The sequence below is a fragment of the Staphylococcus sp. FSL W8-0774 genome (assembly GCF_038006785.1).
Taxonomy (GTDB): Bacteria; Bacillota; Bacilli; order Staphylococcales; family Staphylococcaceae; genus Staphylococcus; species Staphylococcus pasteuri.
The window spans coordinates 2,038,352-2,056,848 of sequence record NZ_JBBOVW010000001.1 but is presented as its reverse complement, the minus strand read 5'-3'; the positions used below and the strand labels follow the sequence as shown (position 1 = coordinate 2,056,848).

Sequence of the window (18,497 nt, the reverse complement as noted above, 5' to 3'; positions counted from 1 at the left end):
ATAATAAACGGAGAAAATAATGGCATTAGTATGGATAGTAATATTAGTAGTTGTAACGGTTGTTAATAAAGTGATTATTGATCGATTAATACACAAAAATTCATATATATTAGCACGTATTGTTGCAACGATTACTACAATATGTGCCATTATATTAGTTTATTTTTTGATTAAATCACTTATGCCTATTGTTATTGAACGTATGAACGTATTTTATCATCAATAAAGACTTTTTGAGGTGAAGGTATGAAAATTTATAGTCAAGGCGATCAAGCCATCGTAGTATCTATAGAGAAAAAGGTGTCTAAGGATCTTACAGAAGATTTATTAGCCTTGAGAACATATTTAAATGAAAGAAACTATCCGTTCATCACAGAAATAGTTCCAACAGAATCGGATATGATGATTATATATGATGCACGAGATATGATTAAACATCACCATATACAATCACCTTTCTTATATATGAAAGCACTAATAGAATCGATTCAATTAGAAATATCACATAATGTTCAAAATAAAGAGCCTATTCAAATCCCTATAGTATACGGAGATGAGTACGGACCAGATTTAGACGCTTTGTTAAAACATTTTAAAATCGATAAATCTCAATTTATACAACTTCATTCAGGAAGCGAATATTTTGTATCAATGATGGGCTACTCACCAGGATTTCCATATTTAACAGGTATGAATAAAAAATTATATGTAAATCATACTAGTACTAAAAAGAAATTTATCCCAGCAGGTTCTGTTGTTATAGAAGGAAAGAAATGTGGCATCGTTACAACTGATACCTACAATGATTGGTTAGTTATAGGCTACACACCATTACAACTTTTCTTCCCTAATAAAACGAATTTTGCCCTTTTAAAATTAGGCGACAATGTTCAATTTATTGCAAAAGAGAAAAACGATTTGAATATAGGAGACTTGAAGACATGTCAATCATAATAGAAAATAGTGGTCTTTTTAGTAGTTTTCATGATTTTGGGAGACACGGCTATGAACATAATGGAGTAATTCCTGGTGGTGCGCTAGATAGTTTATCGCATGAAATCGCTAATCGCTTAGTTGCTAATGATAAAAATGAAGCAACATTAGAAATGACTCAAAAAATGCCGAAGATAAGATTTACTGAACCTACTTTAATTGCTTTGGCAGGTGGAAATTTTAAAGCTGAAACGAAAAATATGAAAATTTACCCATATAAGCTTTATTTAATGAAAAAAGATGATGTTTTGAGATTTGAAGAAACGAGTCGAACATCACGTGTATATTTAGCTGTTGGTGGAGGTTTTGATTTAGAAGAATGGTTAGGTTCAACTTCTACAGATTTTAATGTGAAAATGGGAGGATATGAAGGTAGACAATTAAAAGATGGTGATCAAATCGAAATGAAACGACAATATAGCGATCGTCATCAAAAACTATTTGAGAATCTCTCAGACAAACGACAAACAGATTGGGGCGTTGACGGTTACGCGCTATCTTTTAATTATATGTCAGATGTATTTCATGTTATTAGAAACAAAGGTTCAGAAGATTTTAAAGAGAATGTATTGCAACGCTTTACTTTGAATAATTACAAAGTATCAAGCAAAGCTAATAGAATGGGAATGATATTAGAAGGACAAAAAGTGAAAGCTTATTATGAAGATATGCCAGCGCATCAATCTGTTAAACGAGGAACAATCCAAGTTAAAAGGGATGGAACACCAATCATTTTATTAAATGATCACTATACATTAGGTAGCTATCCTCAAATTGGGACAATTGCGAGCTACCATTTAACAAAACTAGCACAGAAACCAACAGGTTCTAAACTGAAATTTCAATTTATTGATATTGAAACAGCAGAGAAAAATTTAATAAAATACAGTAATTGGTTAAATCAACTGTTCCATGGTATAGAATATCGAATGCAATTGGAAATGCTAAAATAAATTATATAGTAAAAAAGTTCATGCTTAAGACTGATGTCTATAAATATAATCAATAATTAAAATATATGAATAAACGAATTGATGAGTATGATAATGAGAGTAAACATTTCTAAAAGTGTGTTTTTACTTGATATTTGGGTTGACTTCCTTTATATTAATATATTGAGCTATGTATTTTGTTACAATATGATTACATTCGTCATATTAATCTTAATAAAAAATTAACATCAATTATATAGTAGCTAGTTAATAAATTAATCTACTAGCTATTTTTAACGTCAAAATAAAATGTTTAGTGAATTTTTAAAATTATAGATTGTTTTAAATCATTGAAGATAACTTGTAAATAAGTTGGAAATGGCATTGTTTAGAGTTTCTGATATTGATGATTTATTAACAATTAACGGAGGAAACAAACATGAGTTCTCACAAAAAGAAGATAAGTCTTTTTGCGTTTTTCCTGATGATGGTATTTACTATCACCTTGAAGACGTATTTTTCCTATTATGTTGATTTTTCTTTAGGTGTTAAAGGGTTAGTACAAAACTTAATATTACTGATGAATCCATACAGTTTAGTTGCACTCATACTAAGTGTGTTCCTATTCTTTAAAGGTAAAAAGGCTTTCTGGTTCATTTTTGTTGGAGGATTCTTATTAACGTTTTTACTATATGCTAATGTTGTATATTTCAGATTTTTCTCTGACTTTTTAACATTTAGTACATTGAATCAAGCAGGTAACGTTGAATCAATGGGCGGTGCATTAGGTGCTTCATTTAAATGGTATGACTTTGTATACTTCATTGATACAATTATTTACCTATTTATTCTGATTTTTAAACGTCAATGGTTAAGTACAAAAGCGTTTAGCAAAAAGTTTGTGCCAGTTGTTATGGCTGTATCAGTCGCACTATTCTTTTTAAACTTAGCTTTTGCGGAAACAGATCGTCCAGAACTATTAACTCGTACATTCGACCATAAATACTTAGTTAAGTATTTAGGACCATTTAACTTCACTGTATACGATGGTGTCAAAACGATTGAAAACAATCAGCAAAAGGCATTAGCATCAGAAGATGACTTAACTAAAGTGTTGAATTACACGAAACAAAAACGAACAGAGCCAAACCAAGAATATTATGGTGCAGCTAAAAAGAAAAATATCATCAAAATTCATTTGGAAAGTTTCCAAACTTTCTTAATTAATAAGAAAGTAAATGGTAAAGAAGTAACACCATTCTTGAATAAGTTATCAAGTGGTAAACAAGATTTCACATACTTCCCTAACTTCTTCCATCAAACTGGTCAAGGTAAAACATCTGACGCAGAGTTGACAATGGATAATAGTATATATGGGTTACCACAAGGTTCAGCATATTCATTAAAAGGTGACAATACTTATCAATCATTACCTGCTATTTTAGATCAAAAGCAAGGTTATACTTCAAATGTTATGCATGGTGACTACAAAACATTCTGGAACCGTGATCAAATTTATAAACATTTTGGTATAGATAAGTTCTATGATGCAACATATTATGATATGTCAGATGACAATGTTGTTAACTTAGGTTTAAAAGATAAAGTATTCTTCCATGATTCAGCGAATTATCAAGCTAAAATGAAAAAACCATTCTATTCACATCTAATTACATTGACTAACCATTATCCATTCACATTAGATGAGAAAGACGCTTCAATTGATAAACCTAATACAGGTGATTCAACTGTAGATGGTTATATTCAAACAGCACACTATTTAGACCAAGCATTAGAAGAATATGTAACTGATCTGAAGAAAAAAGGTCTATATGATGATTCAGTAATTATGATTTATGGTGACCACTATGGTATTTCTGAAAATCATAATAATGCTATGGAAAAATTATTAGGTGAGAAGATTACACCAGCTAAATTTACTGATTTAAACCGTACTGGTTTCTGGTTGAAAATTCCAGGTAAATCTGGCGGCATTAATAAAGAATATGCAGGTCAAACAGATGTAATGCCAACAATTTTACATCTTGCTGGTATCGATACTAAGAACTATATTATGTTTGGTACTGATTTATTCTCTAAACAACATAACGATGTAGTACCATTCAGAAATGGTGATTTCATTACTAAAGACTACAAATATGTAAATGGTAAGTTATATTCTAATAAGGATAATGAATTATTAACTAAAAAACCAAAAGACTTCGAGAAGAATAAAAAACAAGTTGAAAAAGACTTAGAAATGAATGATAGTTTACTTAATGGAGATTTATTCAGATTCTATAAAAATCCAGATTTCAAAAAAGTAAATCCATCGAAGTATGAATATAAAACAGGACCTAAAGGTAATGAGAAAAAGTAATTGATATAAATTAAAATCCGAATTGAGCGTATTTGCTCAATTCGGATTTTTTGTTCTATTTGCCTTCGTTTTAAAACTCTATTTATAGGAATTTTTATATGGAAATTGCATATTTAATGATTAGAAAAGAACAAATGATGATTAGCCTAATGCAACGTCTAATATCATCATAATGGCAAATCCAAGCATTAAACTTAATGTAGCTAAATCTGTGTTATTACCTGATTGAGAGTCAGGAATAAGCTCTTCAACGACAACAAATATCATTGCACCTGCAGCAAAAGCAAGCGCATAAGGAAGCATTGGTGTGATAATTAGTACCGCACCTGCACCAATCATAGCAAATATTGGTTCTACAATTGCTGAAGCTTGTCCGTAGTTGAACGCTCGCCAACTTGAAGAACCCGCTGCTTTAATTGGCATTGATAGCGCTGCACCTTCAGGAATGTTTTGGATACCAATTCCAATAGCTAAGCCAATTGCTCCTAAAAATGTAGCAGTACCATTACCTGATACGACACCACCAAATGCTACCCCGATTGATAAACCTTCAGGAATATTGTGTAATGTAATGGCTAAAACGAGAAGCGCATTTTTACTCAATGATGTTTGAATACCTTCTTGTTGTTGATTTTTATCTTTAGCATTTCTGTGAATATGTGGTATGACAAAATCTAAACCACGAATAAAGAAACCACCGAATAAGAAACCAATTGCGGCTGGTAGCCAAGGTACGGCTGAATCTTTACTAAATTCAATTGAGGGTTGTAGTAGAGACCAAAAACTCGCAGCAATCATAATACCTGCGGCGAACCCTTGCATAGAGTTCAACACTTTGTCATTTACAGATTTAAAAATAAAAACAGAAGCTGCACCAAGTGCTGTTAATAACCATGTAATGATTCCTGCAATTAAAGCTTGAAAATGAGGAGGCAAATTTTCGAAGAATTCTGCCATAACTAGGTCTCCTTATATCATTTAAGCTTAAAAAGGTGTATAATATATAGAACTGATTTAATCTTAACAAATTTATATTGAAAATTCGATAGTAAAAGGAAGATAAGCATGGAAGCATATAAAATTGAACATTTAAATAAATCCTATGCAGATAAAGTGATATTCGATGATTTAAATTTATCAATATCTGAGCATGAAAAGATTGGTCTCGTTGGGATTAATGGTACAGGTAAAAGTACTTTGCTAAAAGTTATAGGTAATCTAGACGAAGATTTTACAGCCGATATCACTCATCCTAATAATTATCGAATTCGCTATTCATCTCAAAAACAAGATTTAGATGGTGAAATGACTGTTTTTGAAGCAGTACTAAGTTCTGATACACCAACTTTAAAAATTATTAAAGAGTATGAACAAGCTGTAAATCAATATTCAAAAGATCAAACTGACAAACAATTTCAAGTCATGATGAATGCACAAGAAATGATGGATCGCAAAGATGCATGGGATTATAATGCAGAAATTAAAACCATCCTATCTAAACTAGGAATCAATGAGACGAATAAACTCGTTAAAGAATTATCAGGTGGTCAACAAAAACGTGTTGTATTAGCTAAGACTTTAATTGAACAACCTGATTTATTATTGTTAGATGAACCTACAAACCATTTGGATTTTGAATCAATTAATTGGCTTATCAATTACGTGAAACAATATCCCTATACAGTATTATTCGTAACTCATGATAGATACTTTTTAAATGAAGTATCATCTAGAATTATTGAATTAGACAGAGGTAAATTAAAAACTTATCCAGGTAATTATGAAGATTACATCGCAATGCGAGCTGAAAATGAAGAAATTGAACAAAAACAACAAGCAAAGCAAAAGGCACTATATAAACAAGAGTTAGCATGGATGAGAGCAGGGGCTAAAGCAAGAACAACGAAACAACAAGCTCGTATTAATCGATTTAGCGATTTAGAATCTGAAGTAAAACAACAAACTAAACAAGATAAAGCACAGTTAAATTTGGCTTACTCTAGACTTGGTAAACAGGTTTATGAATTAGAGCATGTGTCTAAATCTATCAATGGCAAGATGCTATTCAAAGATATTACTGAAATAATACAAAATGGGCAGAAAATTGGAATTGTAGGACCTAATGGTGCAGGTAAAACGACACTATTAAATATTCTAGCTTCTGAAGAACAATCGTTCGAAGGTACTTTAAAGGTAGGGCAAACAGTTAAAGTTGCCTATTTTAAACAAACTGAAGAAACTTTAGACAGAGATATTAGAATGATTGATTATCTTCGAGAAGAAAGTGAAGTTGCAATGGAAAAAGATGGCACTTCCGTTTCGGTAACACAATTACTCGAACGATTTCTTTTCCCTAGTTCAACACATGGTAAAAAAGTATATAAATTATCAGGTGGAGAACAAAAGCGTCTTTATCTATTACGATTACTAGTACATAAGCCTAATGTTTTATTATTAGATGAACCTACTAATGATTTAGATACTGAGACATTAACAATATTAGAAGATTATATAGATGAATTTGGTGGATCAGTTATAACTGTTAGCCATGATAGATATTTCCTTAATAAAGTCGCGCAGGAATATTGGTATATCCATGATGGAATAATGGAAAAAATTATTGGCTCATTTGAAGATTACGAAGCCTATAAAAAATCTCAAGATAAACAAGTAGCAATCGAGAAACAAGCTACAAATCAATCAAAGACTAAGCCACAAACACGTAAAAAATCAGGTCTATCATATAAAGAACAACGTGAATATGAAGCACTGTTGAAACGAATTGATCAAACTGAAACTAGGTTAGTTGAAATTGATGAAGAAATGGTAGAAGCTAGTGCTGATTATGCAAAAATTAAAGAATTAAACGAAGAAAAAGAACAATTAGAAACAACGTATGATGCTGACATCAATAGATGGAGTGAACTCGAAGAATTAAAAGAACAATAAGGGGAATTTAATCATGCAAGAAACTTTATCGCATTATTTTGGCTACGATACATTTCGACCCGGACAAGAAGAAATTATATCGAAAATTATGGATCATAGAAATGTATTAGGTGTATTACCAACAGGTGGTGGTAAATCTATATGTTATCAAGTGCCTGGATTGATGTTAGGTGGGACTACAATTGTTATTAGTCCATTAATATCTTTAATGAAAGACCAAGTAGACCAATTAAAAGCAATGGGGATTAATGCAGCATTTATTAACAGTAGTTTGACTCAAAAGCAGCAAAAAGAAATTGAACAAAAGTTAATCAATGGGCAAATTCAATTTTTATATGTAGCACCAGAACGTTTTGAAAATCAATATTTCTTGAGTCAATTACGAAAAGTAAATATTCATTTAGTAGCTTTTGATGAAGCACACTGTATCTCTAAGTGGGGACATGATTTTAGACCTAGTTACCAAAGCGTTATTCAGAAAGTGTTCACTCTCCCTCAAGATTTTGCAATTGTTGCATTAACAGCTACAGCAACAGCAGAAGTACAACAAGACATCATGGAAAAGTTAAACATTAACAGTCAAGATGAAGTCAAAACAAGTACGAAACGTCGTAATTTAATTTTCAAAGTTAATCCAACTTATCAACGCCAAAAATTTGTCGTAGATTATGTAACAGATCACGATGAAGAAGCGGGTATTATTTATTGTTCAACACGAAAACAAGTAGAAGAATTACAAGAGGTGCTTGATAGTCATAAAGTAAAATGTACTATTTATCATGCTGGTTTAACGAATAAGGAGAGAGAAGCGGCACAAAATGACTTTCTATACGATCGTGTAAATGTTGTTATTGCTACAAATGCATTTGGTATGGGTATTGATAAATCTAACGTTAGGTTCGTCATTCACTATAATATGCCAGGAGATTTGGAATCATATTATCAAGAAGCAGGTCGTGCTGGACGTGACGGATTGAAAAGTGAATGTATTTTATTATTCAGTGAACGCGATAGAGGGCTACATGAATACTTTATAACAGTATCTCAAGCAGATGATGATTATAAAGAAAAAATGGGCGAAAAATTAACTAAAATGATCCAATATACCAAAACGAAAAAATGTTTAGAAGCAACAATTGTGCATTATTTTGAACGTAATGAAAAGTTAGAAGAATGCAAACAATGTAGTAATTGTATTCAAGAAAATAAAACATATGATATGACAAGAGAAGCAAAGATGATTATTAGTTGTGTGGCACGTATGCGACAACAAGAAAGTTATAGTGTTATTATCCAAGTCCTACGTGGGGAAATAACAGATTACATTAAATATAATGATTATAATCAATTAACAACTCACGGTATCATGAAATCGTACACAACATCTGAATTAAGTCATTTAATTGATGAATTAAGATTTAAAGGATTTTTAAATGAAAATGATGAAATACTTATTTGCGATAAATCAGTTAAAAAGTTATTAAATAATGATACAAAAGTCTTTACTACACCGTTTAAACAAAAATCTAAAGAAAAAGTTTATATCAATACAGTAGAGGGTGTAGATAGAGCATTATTTAGTGAATTAGTTAAAGTTAGAAAGCAATTAAGTGATAAACTAGGTATAGCGCCGGTAAGTATTTTCTCAGACTATACATTAGAAGAATTTGCTAAACGAAAGCCAGAATCAAAACAAGATATGATTAATATTGATGGAGTAGGAAGTTATAAACTAAAACATTATTGTCCTCAATTTTTGGAAAGAATACAGTCTTATAAAACAAGTATTTAACAGAATCTATACTGAATAAAATTGAATATAATCAATCCACTCGATAAATTTTAAGGAATATACATAAAATTTATCGAGTTTTTATATTTATTTAAAAAACTAACGAAATAAGAATTTATGTTATAGATTTATTTGATTTACAAAATACAAAAAAGTTAATTATTTTTAATTGTGTTTAAGTATAGAAAAAGGGTATAGTAAACGAAAATGTCTATTTAGTTAGATTAAAGAAGGTGAAGTTGTGATTGAATTTAAGAACGTAACGAAACGATACGGCAATCATGTAGCTATAGATGATGTGAGTTTTAATATAAAAGAAGGAGAATTTTTCATATTAATTGGACCTTCAGGATGTGGGAAAACGACGACTTTAAAAATGATTAACCGATTAATACCGTTAAGTGAAGGATATATTTATTTTAATAATAAACCCATCAGTGATTATCCTGTATATGAAATGAGATGGGATATTGGGTATGTGTTACAACAAATTGCATTATTTCCACATATGACTATTAAAGAGAATATAACTCAAGTACCTCAAATGAAGAAATGGAAAGATAAAGATATCGATGCAAGAGTTGATGAATTATTAAAAATGGTTGGATTAGAACCGGAAACTTATAAAAATAGAATGCCAGATGAACTGTCAGGTGGACAACGACAACGTGTTGGTGTAGTACGTGCGTTAGCAGCAGATCCACCGGTTATTATTATGGATGAACCATTTAGTGCGTTAGATCCAATTAGTAGAGAAAAGCTCCAAGATGACTTAATTGAGTTACAAACAAAAATCAAAAAGACGATTGTATTTGTAACACATGACATTCAAGAAGCAATGAAATTGGGAGATCGTATTTGCTTACTAAATGATGGTCATGTTGAACAAATTGATACACCTTTAGGTTTTCAGCAACAACCACAAAGTGAATTTGTAAAACAATTTATGGGTAACCATTTAAATAGACATAAATCCAAAGTGCAATTAAAAGAATTGATTATTGATCGTCCACTAGATGAAGTTTCAGTAATGAATAATTATCCTGAAATAAGTAATCAACAATATTTAGAGGATATTTATCAAACATTGATAGCTAATGAAGCTGTTATAGTTGTTGATGAACATTCACAACAAAAAAACTTGTTAAAGAGAGAAGACGTGTTTGAGTATTTGTCTGTAACAAAGGAGGGTAACGATAATGCATGAATTTTGGCAAACTTTAGGTGAACGTAAAGGACAGTTACTCTCAACGATTATTGAACATATTCAAATTTCGTTTATTGCATTATTAATTGCTACTATTATAGCAGTACCATTAGGTATTTTATTAACTAAAACTAAAAAGACATCAGAGATAGTAATGAATATTGCTGCTGTATTGCAAACTATTCCTTCACTCGCATTATTAGGTTTAATGATTCCATTATTCGGAATAGGAAGAGTACCAGCTATTATCGCACTTGTTGTATATGCGCTTCTACCAATTTTACGTAATACATATACTGGTATAAATGAAGTAGACCCATCATTAGTTGAAGCGGCTAAAGGTATTGGTATGAAACCTATAAGACGCTTAACGAAGGTGGAACTTCCCATTGCAATGCCAGTGATTATGGCAGGGATTAGAACAGCTATGGTATTAATTATCGGTACAGCAACTTTAGCAGCATTAATAGGTGCTGGTGGCCTAGGTGACTTAATTTTACTAGGGATAGACCGTAATGATGCGTCATTAATTTTAATAGGTGCGATTCCGGCAGCATTATTAGCCATTTTATTTGATGTTGTATTAAGATTTATGGAAAAGTTATCGTACAAAAAGCTAATGATTGTTTTAGGTACAATGGTTGTTATTATTATGATTGCAATTATAGTACCGCTATTTGCTCAAAAAGGCGATAAAATTACCCTTGCAGGAAAATTAGGTTCAGAACCTTCTGTTATTACAAACATGTATAAAATTTTAATTGAACAAGATACGGATGATACAGTTGAAGTAAAAGACGGCATGGGCAAGACAGCCTTCTTATTTAATGCTTTGAAATCAGATGATATCGATGGTTATTTAGAATTTACAGGTACTGTTTTAGGTGAATTGACGAAAGAGGATTTAAAATCTAAAAAAGAACCACAAGTATATCAACAAGCTAAACAAAGTCTTGAGAAAAAATTTGATATGACTATGCTGAAACCAATGAAATATAATAATACTTATGCCTTAGCAGTCAAACGTGATTTTGCTAAGAAACATAACATTAAAACAATTGGTGACTTATCTAAAGTAGAAGATCAATTGAAGCCAGGATTTACTTTAGAATTTAATGATAGACCAGATGGTTTTAAAGCTGTTAAAAAATCTTATGGACTAAACATATCTAATGTGAAAACAATGGAACCTAAACTACGTTATACAGCAGTGAATAAAGGAGACATCAATTTAATTGATGCATATTCTACAGATGCCGAATTAAAACAATATGATATGGTCGTGTTAAAAGATGATAAACATGTATTCCCACCATACCAAGGTGCACCAATGTTTAAAGAAAAATTCTTAAAAGATCATCCAGAAGTGAAAAAACCACTTAACAAACTAGCTGGAAAAATTTCTGATGAAGATATGCAAGAAATGAACTATAAAGTAACAGTGAAGAAAAAAGATCCTTATCAAGTAGCTAAAGATTATTTAGAAAAAGAAGGGCTTTTGAAAAAATAAGCATAACTTAAGTATAACCTTAACGCTAACATGTAATACATGTTGACGTTAAGGTTTTTTAATTAATGATCAAGATACGTTTTTTGAATTGAAAAGGGCAAACAATCGTACATAGTTTGATTTATGACATTCGATTTGTATATAATTAACATTAAGATTTTGAAATTTCAGTCAATTCAAGGAGGCAACGAGATTATGAAAAAACAACTTGATCAACTATCTGCATACCAACCAGGTTTATCTCCTAGGGCACTTAAAGAAACCTATGGAATTAAAGGAGATCTATTTAAATTAGCCTCAAATGAAAGTTTATATGGTCCTTCTCCGAGTGTTAAAGATGCTATAACCAAACATTTAGATGAATTGCATTATTATCCTGAAACTGGTTCACCAATACTTAGAGAAGCAATTAGTAAGCATCTTGGTGTAGATGAATCACGAGTATTATTTGGTGCTGGTTTAGACGAAGTGATATTAATGATTTCAAGAGCAATCCTAACACCAGGAGATAAAATTGTTACTAGTGAAGCAACATTTGGTCAATACTATCATAATGCAATTGTAGAAGCTGCATCAGTAGTACAAGTACCTTTAAAAAATGGCTCCTTTGATTTAGAAGGGATTTTAGATGAAGTAGACGATGATACATCACTTGTATGGCTATGTAATCCTAATAACCCCACAGGTACATATTTCACTCACGATGAACTTTATAACTTTTTAGCAAGAATACCTAGCCATGTACCAGTACTTATTGATGAAGCTTATTTTGAATTTGTCACTGCGGATGATTTTCCTGATACGCTAAAATTACAGGAAAAGTTTGATAATGCATTTTTATTAAGAACATTTTCAAAAGCATATGGTTTAGCAGGATTACGCGTAGGTTACGTAGTAGCCACTAATGAAGCTATTGAAAAATGGAATATAATTAGACCACCATTTAATGTGACACGTTTATCTGAATATGCAGCTGTAGCGGCTTTAAATGATCAAGCTTATTTAAAAGATATAACTCAAAAAAATGCCTTTGAACGTCAAAAGTTCTATCAAATACCTCAAAGTGAACATTTTTTACCGAGTCAAACTAACTTTGTGTTTGTTAAAACATCTAAAAGTAAAGAACTATATGAAGCTTTATTAAATGTTGGTTGTATCACCAGACTGTTTCCTAACGGTGTTAGAATTACGATAGGATTCCCAGAACAAAATGATAAAATGATTGAAGTTTTACAGCAATTTGATTACTAAAAAGATGAAATGTCATAACAGTAAAACCTTTTGTCTGGAACATGCATTTGCTATACTTTAGAAATACATTACATTTGAGGAGTAGATTTAATGTCTCGTAAGAAAATTGCAATAGATATGGATGAAGTGTTGGCTGATACGTTAGGTGCGATTATTGATGCAGTTAATGAAAGAGCTAACCTAGGTATTACTGTAGAATCTTTAAATGGTCAAAAATTAAAACATGTTATTCCAGAGCATGATGGTTTAGTGACTGAAATACTTAGAGAACCAGGATTCTTCCGACATTTAAAAGTGATGCCAAATGCACAAGAAGTAGTTGAAAAATTAAACCAACAATATGATGTTTATATAGCAACTGCAGCTATGGATGTACCGACATCATTTCATGATAAATATGAATGGTTATTAGAACATTTTCCATTCTTAGACCCTCAACATTTTGTATTTTGTGGACGTAAAAATATTATAAATGCAGATTATTTAATCGATGACAATCCTAGACAACTTGCTATATTCGAAGGTGAATCAATTATGTATACTGCAGTTCACAATGTTAATAATGATGATTATCGTCGTGTAAATGGTTGGAAAGAAGTAGAAGATTTATTCTTAAATGAAAAATAAAAAACAGGAAGTGGCATATATTCAATTTTTTAATGAATGGGAGCCATTTCCTGTTTTATTTTATATTAGAAAGCATATTATTGATTATTATTTTGGTTAGGGAATGTGAGTAATTTGATTGCATCAGGTAATACTTCAAGTTCAATAGGTGTTTCTAAGGCAATTTCACCATCGATATCAATTTTCATAGTAGGTTCAGTTGATAGTTTGATTTTCTGACCTGAAATATGATCGATCCCTTGTGTAATTTCATTCCAGTTCATACTGTCACGTTTTTTGAAAATATCATTAAGTATGCTAAAACTTTGATCATCAAAGATAAATGTATTGAGTTTGCCATCTTGAGGAGATAGGTCAGTTAAAGGAATTCTACTACCACCAATATTTGGACCATTTGCTACTAAAATCATTGATGTATTTCCAGTTTTTTCTTTGCCATCTATATTTAAATTAAAATCAAATTTGCTAGGATCCATTAAAGTTTTTACTGTTGAACCAATATAACTTAGTTTTCCGAAGATATCTTTAGAACCATCTTGAACATTTTCAGCATTTTGAACAATTAAGCCTAAACCAACAAAATTTAGAGCATACATATCATTTACTTTAATAACATCGTAAGTTTGAATATGTGAAGATAACAACTGTTGACTAGCTAGCGTATGATTTGGGTTAAGATTTAGTGTTTTAGTGAAATCATTGAATGTTCCTCCAGGGATGATACCAATAGGTAAATCTAAATCATTTTCCATAACACCATTGATTAATTCATTTACAGTACCATCGCCACCTAAAATAAACAGTACATCTATTTGGTTTCCATAATGACCATCTTTAATTGATTGGCAGTAACGTTTAATGTCACCTTCATTTTCGCTTAATTGAATTGAAAAATGTTTACACATAGAACTTAAAGACTTTGTTACTTCACCTAAACCTTGGTAGATATCTTTTAAGCCGCTATGTTCATGATAAAATAACACACCATGATTATATTTATTTGTCATTATACATACCTACTTTCCTTAAGTTCTTATTAATATATTTCAATACCCTAAATTGATGGGCAATAATGGTAAATTTATAGCATTTTTCATTATAAACTAAAAAAGCTATAAGCCGAATTATTTCGACTTATAGCAAATATTGTTTAAATTATCTAATACCTCTCATTGCTTTAACAATTTTTGGTGAGAAGGCTAAAATAATTAAAGTAATGACTATAGCTGAAGTACCTAGGAAAATGAAGTAGTTCGTTTGACCTAATGGATCAATGAGTTTTACCAAAGTACCATTAAATGCTTGAGCAGAAGCATTAGTTAATAACCATAAACTCATCATTTGAGCATTGAATGCTTTTGGTGCTAACTTAACTGCCGCACTGTTACCAGTTGGTGATAAACATAATTCACCGATTACACAAATGATGTAAGACAGAATAACCCAGTTTACTGAGAAATGCGCACTTCCATATAAGTTACCGATTAATCCCATTAAGATATATGAAAAACCAGCTAATCCAGCACCAATGACAAATTTAATAGATAGACTTGGTTGACGTTTACCTAATTTTTGCCAAATCATTGAAATGACTGGTGCAAATAATAAGATGAATAATGGATTAATAGATTGGAAAATAGTTTCTCCAAAGTTTGTTTTCCATCCTAAAAGATTCAATTTCATATCTGAATGTTCAATACCATAAATATTTAATACGTTTGATCCTTGTTCTTGGATTGCCCAGAACACCATACCTAAAATAAATAATGGAATAAATGCTTTAGTTCTTGAACGTTCGACCTCAGTGACATCTTTACTACGAATCATAACTGTGAAATAAGAAATTGGTAATACAATACCTAATACTAAAACAGTATTACTTACTAAATCGAATGATAATGTATTAGTCATATATGTAACGATTAATACAATGATGATAATTGCTACGATAGCACCAACAATAGCTGAATATTTTTTTCTTTTCTGAAGGTGAAAGTGGGTTTGTTGGAGACATACCAACACGACCTAAATTTTTGCGATTAAATAATATATACCATACTAATCCAAGTGCCATACCGATAGCTGCAATTAAGAAACCACCGTGGAAGTTTTTAACATCTAAAAATTGTTGCAAGATAATTGGTGAAATTAAAGCACCGAAGTTAACTGACATATAGAAAATTACAAACCCAGCATCCATACGAGTGTCATCTTTGGTATATAATCTACCAACAATATTAGAGATATTTGGTTTCATCATACCTGAACCTATAATGATGAAGAACATTGATGCGAATAAACCAACCATTGAAAATGGTAAGCTTAAGCAAATGTGTCCGATAATAATGAGCACAGCACCAATTAGTGTGGCACCTCTAGTACCTGTAATTCTGTCAGCAATCCAACCACCTGGAATACAAGACATGTAAATTAAAGCACCGTAAACAGACATAATAGACATAGCAGTCGTTCTATCAATGCCTAATCCATTGTTAGCAACTGAATAGTACATATAGAATAAGAGCATTGCACGCATGCCGTAATAACTAAATCTCTCCCAAAATTCTACGAAAAATAATACACCCAATCCTCTTGGATGCCCGAAGAATCCTGTTTGTGGTATTTCTTGTATTGCTTGTTCATGGGAATTATTGGCTTTCATATATTTATCCCATCCTTTCTTTTCCCGTAACGCTAACGTTAAGTCGTTTTTAAAAATTGTACTATTGAAATTAAGAAGTTGCAATAATATTCAAAAAATTATAAAAAAGAAAATTCAGTCAATTTACTTGTGATTATTTTATGTATAATTCATACAAAGTAATTAATCATTAACTTCTTAAGATTTAGTACTAGTACTATATAAAATACGCTTTAACTCAATAAAGTGCAAGAGTTTTTTGAAAATTAAATAAAAAACTTTAGCACTAAATGAAACATCTTGCGACGACATTTCAAAGTACTAAAGTTTTAACAATAAAATAATTAAGGTATTAACGATTGTCTACATTTTCTGGATACATATCATGGTTCATCATTCTATGTTCAGCCATTTGTTCATATTTTGAATTTGGACGACCATAATTTGTATATGGATCAATTGAAATACCGCCACGAGGTGTGAATTTACCCCATACTTCAATGTAATGGGGATCCATCAAATCAATTAAATCATTCATAATAATATTCATACAATCCTCATGAAAGTCTCCGTGGTTTCTAAAACTAAATAAATATAATTTTAATGATTTAGATTCTACCATTTTAACGTTAGGAATATATGAAATATAAATTGTAGCAAAGTCAGGTTGACCAGTAATAGGGCAAAGAGATGTGAATTCTGGACAATTAAATTTAACAAAGTAATCTCTGCCTTGATGTTTATTCTCAAAAGTTTCTAAAACATCAGGTCTATAATCAAAATCGTAAGTATTATTTTGATTGCCTAGTAATGTAATATCTTGTAATTCATCTTTTTGACGTCCTTGTGCCAAAAGAATCACTCCTTTAATTAAGATTTAGATTGTTGTTGAGTTGCGTTTGATTCTCGTCTAGCTTTTTCAAACATATAATAACTTGCGCCAATAATTACGACATATCCAAGTGTAGCTAATACATCAGGTGATTCTCCGAATAATATGAATCCGAACAATGCCGTAAATATAATAGAAGCATAAGTAAATATAGAAATATCTTTAGCTGCTGCAAAACTATAAGCTAATGTGATACCAATTTGACCTACTGCAGCTGATAATCCAGCTCCAAATAAATATAGTAATTGTAAATTACTCATAGGCTCATAAGTAAATATTGTAAATGGTATAAGTAATATTACAGAAAATAAAGAAAAGTAAAAAACAATAGTATAAGGTGCTTCTCTAGTACTTAAAGCACGTACACAAGTGTAGGCTGAAGCGGCAAAGATACCTGAGAATAGTCCAACTAGTGATGGTATGATTGAAGAAGAAAATTCTGGTTTTACTATTAATAGCATTCCTAATATTGCTACAACCATCGCTGTAATTTGATATTTACGAATTTTTTCATTTAAGAAAATCAAACTGAATAAGATTGTCCAAAAAGGATTGAGCTTCATTAAAGTATCAGCATCACTGAGCACCATATGATCAATTGCGTAAATATTGAACAATACGCCTATTAATCCAAGTGCGGATCTTGAAATAAGTAATGGTTGACTACTTAACTTTCCGAACATAGGCTGCTTATATTTATATATGAAGAATAATGGTATAAACATAGCAACTAAATTTCTAGCTAAAGACTTTTGAAAAACAGGTAAATCACCTGCTAATCTGAAAAATACAGACATAAAGCTGAAGCCTACTGCAGAAATTAGGATTGCAATAATACCTTTAATTTTAGGATTCAATACTATCGCCTCATTTATAAAAATTTAACGTTACTATAGTAGCATAAATGATAGGGTTATGCATAAAAGACTTGATATTTTGGAACAAAGATTATATAATATCAATACGAACATACGTTCTATGAAGTTTACTTTGATTGATAGCATTAGATATTTTTAATATCTCTAAAAAATTGTATATAACTGAAAACTATTGCAATTCAATTCTATTGCTTTATAGGTTGTATACGTTGTAATGATAGGATTTTCGTTAATGTATTGGAATGATGGTTATGTATATTTTCTTTAAAAAAGCAAGTGATTTTAACTGAAAAATTTTTTTATTTTTATTGAGGTAAGACTAATGGTGTAGTGGTGCATGTTCAAAAGAAAAGACGAACATTAGACATAAAACTTTAACTTTAAATAAGTATAGCTATTATGTATAATGAAACACAGAATATAGTACCGATATTAATAAACAGAC

14 protein-coding genes and 1 pseudogene are annotated in these 18,497 nt (G+C 30.8%); 10 read left to right on the top strand and 5 right to left on the bottom strand.

The window, feature by feature from the left end; translation table 11 throughout:
* The first annotated feature begins 19 nt into the window (after positions 1-19).
* From NSQ15_RS10120 to ltaS, 4 genes are all read left to right on the top strand, one after another.
* Positions 20-226: a hypothetical protein gene (locus tag NSQ15_RS10120; RefSeq protein ID WP_070452516.1), complete on the top strand. Its 207-nt coding sequence runs from the start codon at positions 20-22 to the stop codon at positions 224-226.
* A 20-nt stretch (positions 227-246) separates the two neighbouring features.
* Positions 247-954: a 5-oxoprolinase subunit B family protein gene (locus NSQ15_RS10115; RefSeq protein WP_029056462.1), complete on the top strand. Its 708-nt coding sequence runs from the start codon at positions 247-249 to the stop codon at positions 952-954.
* Positions 942-1,946: a 5-oxoprolinase subunit C family protein gene (locus NSQ15_RS10110; protein ID WP_029056463.1), complete on the top strand. Its 1,005-nt coding sequence runs from the start codon at positions 942-944 to the stop codon at positions 1,944-1,946. The genes NSQ15_RS10115 and NSQ15_RS10110 overlap by 13 nt, the downstream gene beginning before the upstream one ends.
* A gap of 418 nt (positions 1,947-2,364) precedes the next feature.
* Positions 2,365-4,305 (top strand): polyglycerol-phosphate lipoteichoic acid synthase LtaS, encoded by a 1,941-nt coding sequence (gene ltaS / locus NSQ15_RS10105; RefSeq protein WP_029056464.1) that lies wholly within the window; start codon positions 2,365-2,367, stop codon positions 4,303-4,305.
* Positions 4,306-4,446: 141 nt separating this feature from the next.
* Here the strand turns inward: ltaS and NSQ15_RS10100 are convergent, their stop codons facing one another.
* A complete protein-coding gene (locus tag NSQ15_RS10100) occupies positions 4,447-5,262 on the bottom strand; it encodes a ZIP family metal transporter (protein ID WP_017637518.1) in 816 nt (271 codons plus the stop codon).
* Positions 5,263-5,364: 102 nt separating this feature from the next.
* Between NSQ15_RS10100 and NSQ15_RS10095 the strand changes: the two genes are divergently transcribed.
* The 6 genes from NSQ15_RS10095 to NSQ15_RS10070 all read left to right on the top strand — a co-directional run bounded on the left by NSQ15_RS10095 (position 5,365) and on the right by NSQ15_RS10070 (position 13,641).
* Entirely contained in the window at positions 5,365-7,254 is a 1,890-nt protein-coding gene (locus NSQ15_RS10095; protein WP_176745286.1) for an ABC-F family ATP-binding cassette domain-containing protein, read from the top strand.
* A gap of 10 nt (positions 7,255-7,264) precedes the next feature.
* Entirely contained in the window at positions 7,265-9,046 is a 1,782-nt protein-coding gene (recQ, locus tag NSQ15_RS10090; protein WP_124760792.1) for a DNA helicase RecQ, read from the top strand.
* Positions 9,047-9,287: 241 nt separating this feature from the next.
* Entirely contained in the window at positions 9,288-10,253 is a 966-nt protein-coding gene (locus NSQ15_RS10085; RefSeq protein WP_340747136.1) for an ABC transporter ATP-binding protein, read from the top strand.
* Positions 10,246-11,763: an ABC transporter permease/substrate-binding protein gene (locus NSQ15_RS10080; RefSeq protein ID WP_070452502.1), complete on the top strand. Its 1,518-nt coding sequence runs from the start codon at positions 10,246-10,248 to the stop codon at positions 11,761-11,763. Before NSQ15_RS10085 ends, NSQ15_RS10080 begins: the two co-directional genes overlap by 8 nt.
* 195 nt (positions 11,764-11,958) lie before the next feature.
* On the top strand, positions 11,959-13,014 hold the full coding sequence (gene hisC / locus NSQ15_RS10075; RefSeq protein ID WP_070452499.1) for a histidinol-phosphate transaminase: 1,056 nt from the start codon (positions 11,959-11,961) through the stop codon (positions 13,012-13,014).
* Positions 13,015-13,104: 90 nt separating this feature from the next.
* Entirely contained in the window at positions 13,105-13,641 is a 537-nt protein-coding gene (locus tag NSQ15_RS10070) for a 5' nucleotidase, NT5C type (RefSeq protein ID WP_029056470.1), read from the top strand.
* Positions 13,642-13,718: 77 nt separating this feature from the next.
* Here the strand turns inward: NSQ15_RS10070 and NSQ15_RS10065 are convergent, their stop codons facing one another.
* The 4 genes and pseudogenes from NSQ15_RS10065 to NSQ15_RS10050 all read right to left on the bottom strand — a co-directional run bounded on the left by NSQ15_RS10065 (position 13,719) and on the right by NSQ15_RS10050 (position 18,031).
* Positions 13,719-14,648, bottom strand: a complete 930-nt coding sequence (locus NSQ15_RS10065) for a diacylglycerol/lipid kinase family protein (protein ID WP_017636672.1) — start codon at positions 14,646-14,648, stop codon at positions 13,719-13,721.
* 148 nt (positions 14,649-14,796) lie between these two features.
* Positions 14,797-16,303: pseudogene (locus tag NSQ15_RS10060) on the bottom strand (peptide MFS transporter).
* 331 nt (positions 16,304-16,634) lie between these two features.
* Positions 16,635-17,135 (bottom strand): preQ(1) synthase, encoded by a 501-nt coding sequence (queF, locus tag NSQ15_RS10055; protein ID WP_029056472.1) that lies wholly within the window; start codon positions 17,133-17,135, stop codon positions 16,635-16,637.
* Between the two features lie 17 nt (positions 17,136-17,152).
* Positions 17,153-18,031, bottom strand: coding sequence for a DMT family transporter (locus tag NSQ15_RS10050; protein ID WP_340747135.1), 879 nt, complete (start codon positions 18,029-18,031; stop codon positions 17,153-17,155).
* Positions 18,032-18,497 lie beyond the last annotated feature (466 nt).

What these genes read in the sequence shown, in the direction of transcription:
- NSQ15_RS10120 (WP_070452516.1), top strand. Translation starts at nt 20, where the DNA reads ATGGCATTAGTATGGATAGTAATATTAGTAGTTGTAACGGTTGTTAAT.
- NSQ15_RS10115 (WP_029056462.1), top strand. Translation starts at nt 247, where the DNA reads ATGAAAATTTATAGTCAAGGCGATCAAGCCATCGTAGTATCTATAGAG.
- NSQ15_RS10110 (WP_029056463.1), top strand. Translation starts at nt 942, where the DNA reads ATGTCAATCATAATAGAAAATAGTGGTCTTTTTAGTAGTTTTCATGAT.
- ltaS (WP_029056464.1), top strand. Translation starts at nt 2,365, where the DNA reads ATGAGTTCTCACAAAAAGAAGATAAGTCTTTTTGCGTTTTTCCTGATG.
- NSQ15_RS10100 (WP_017637518.1), bottom strand. Translation starts at nt 5,262, where the DNA reads ATGGCAGAATTCTTCGAAAATTTGCCTCCTCATTTTCAAGCTTTAATT.
- NSQ15_RS10080 (WP_070452502.1), top strand. Translation starts at nt 10,246, where the DNA reads ATGCATGAATTTTGGCAAACTTTAGGTGAACGTAAAGGACAGTTACTC.
- hisC (WP_070452499.1), top strand. Translation starts at nt 11,959, where the DNA reads ATGAAAAAACAACTTGATCAACTATCTGCATACCAACCAGGTTTATCT.
- NSQ15_RS10070 (WP_029056470.1), top strand. Translation starts at nt 13,105, where the DNA reads ATGTCTCGTAAGAAAATTGCAATAGATATGGATGAAGTGTTGGCTGAT.
- NSQ15_RS10065 (WP_017636672.1), bottom strand. Translation starts at nt 14,648, where the DNA reads ATGACAAATAAATATAATCATGGTGTGTTATTTTATCATGAACATAGC.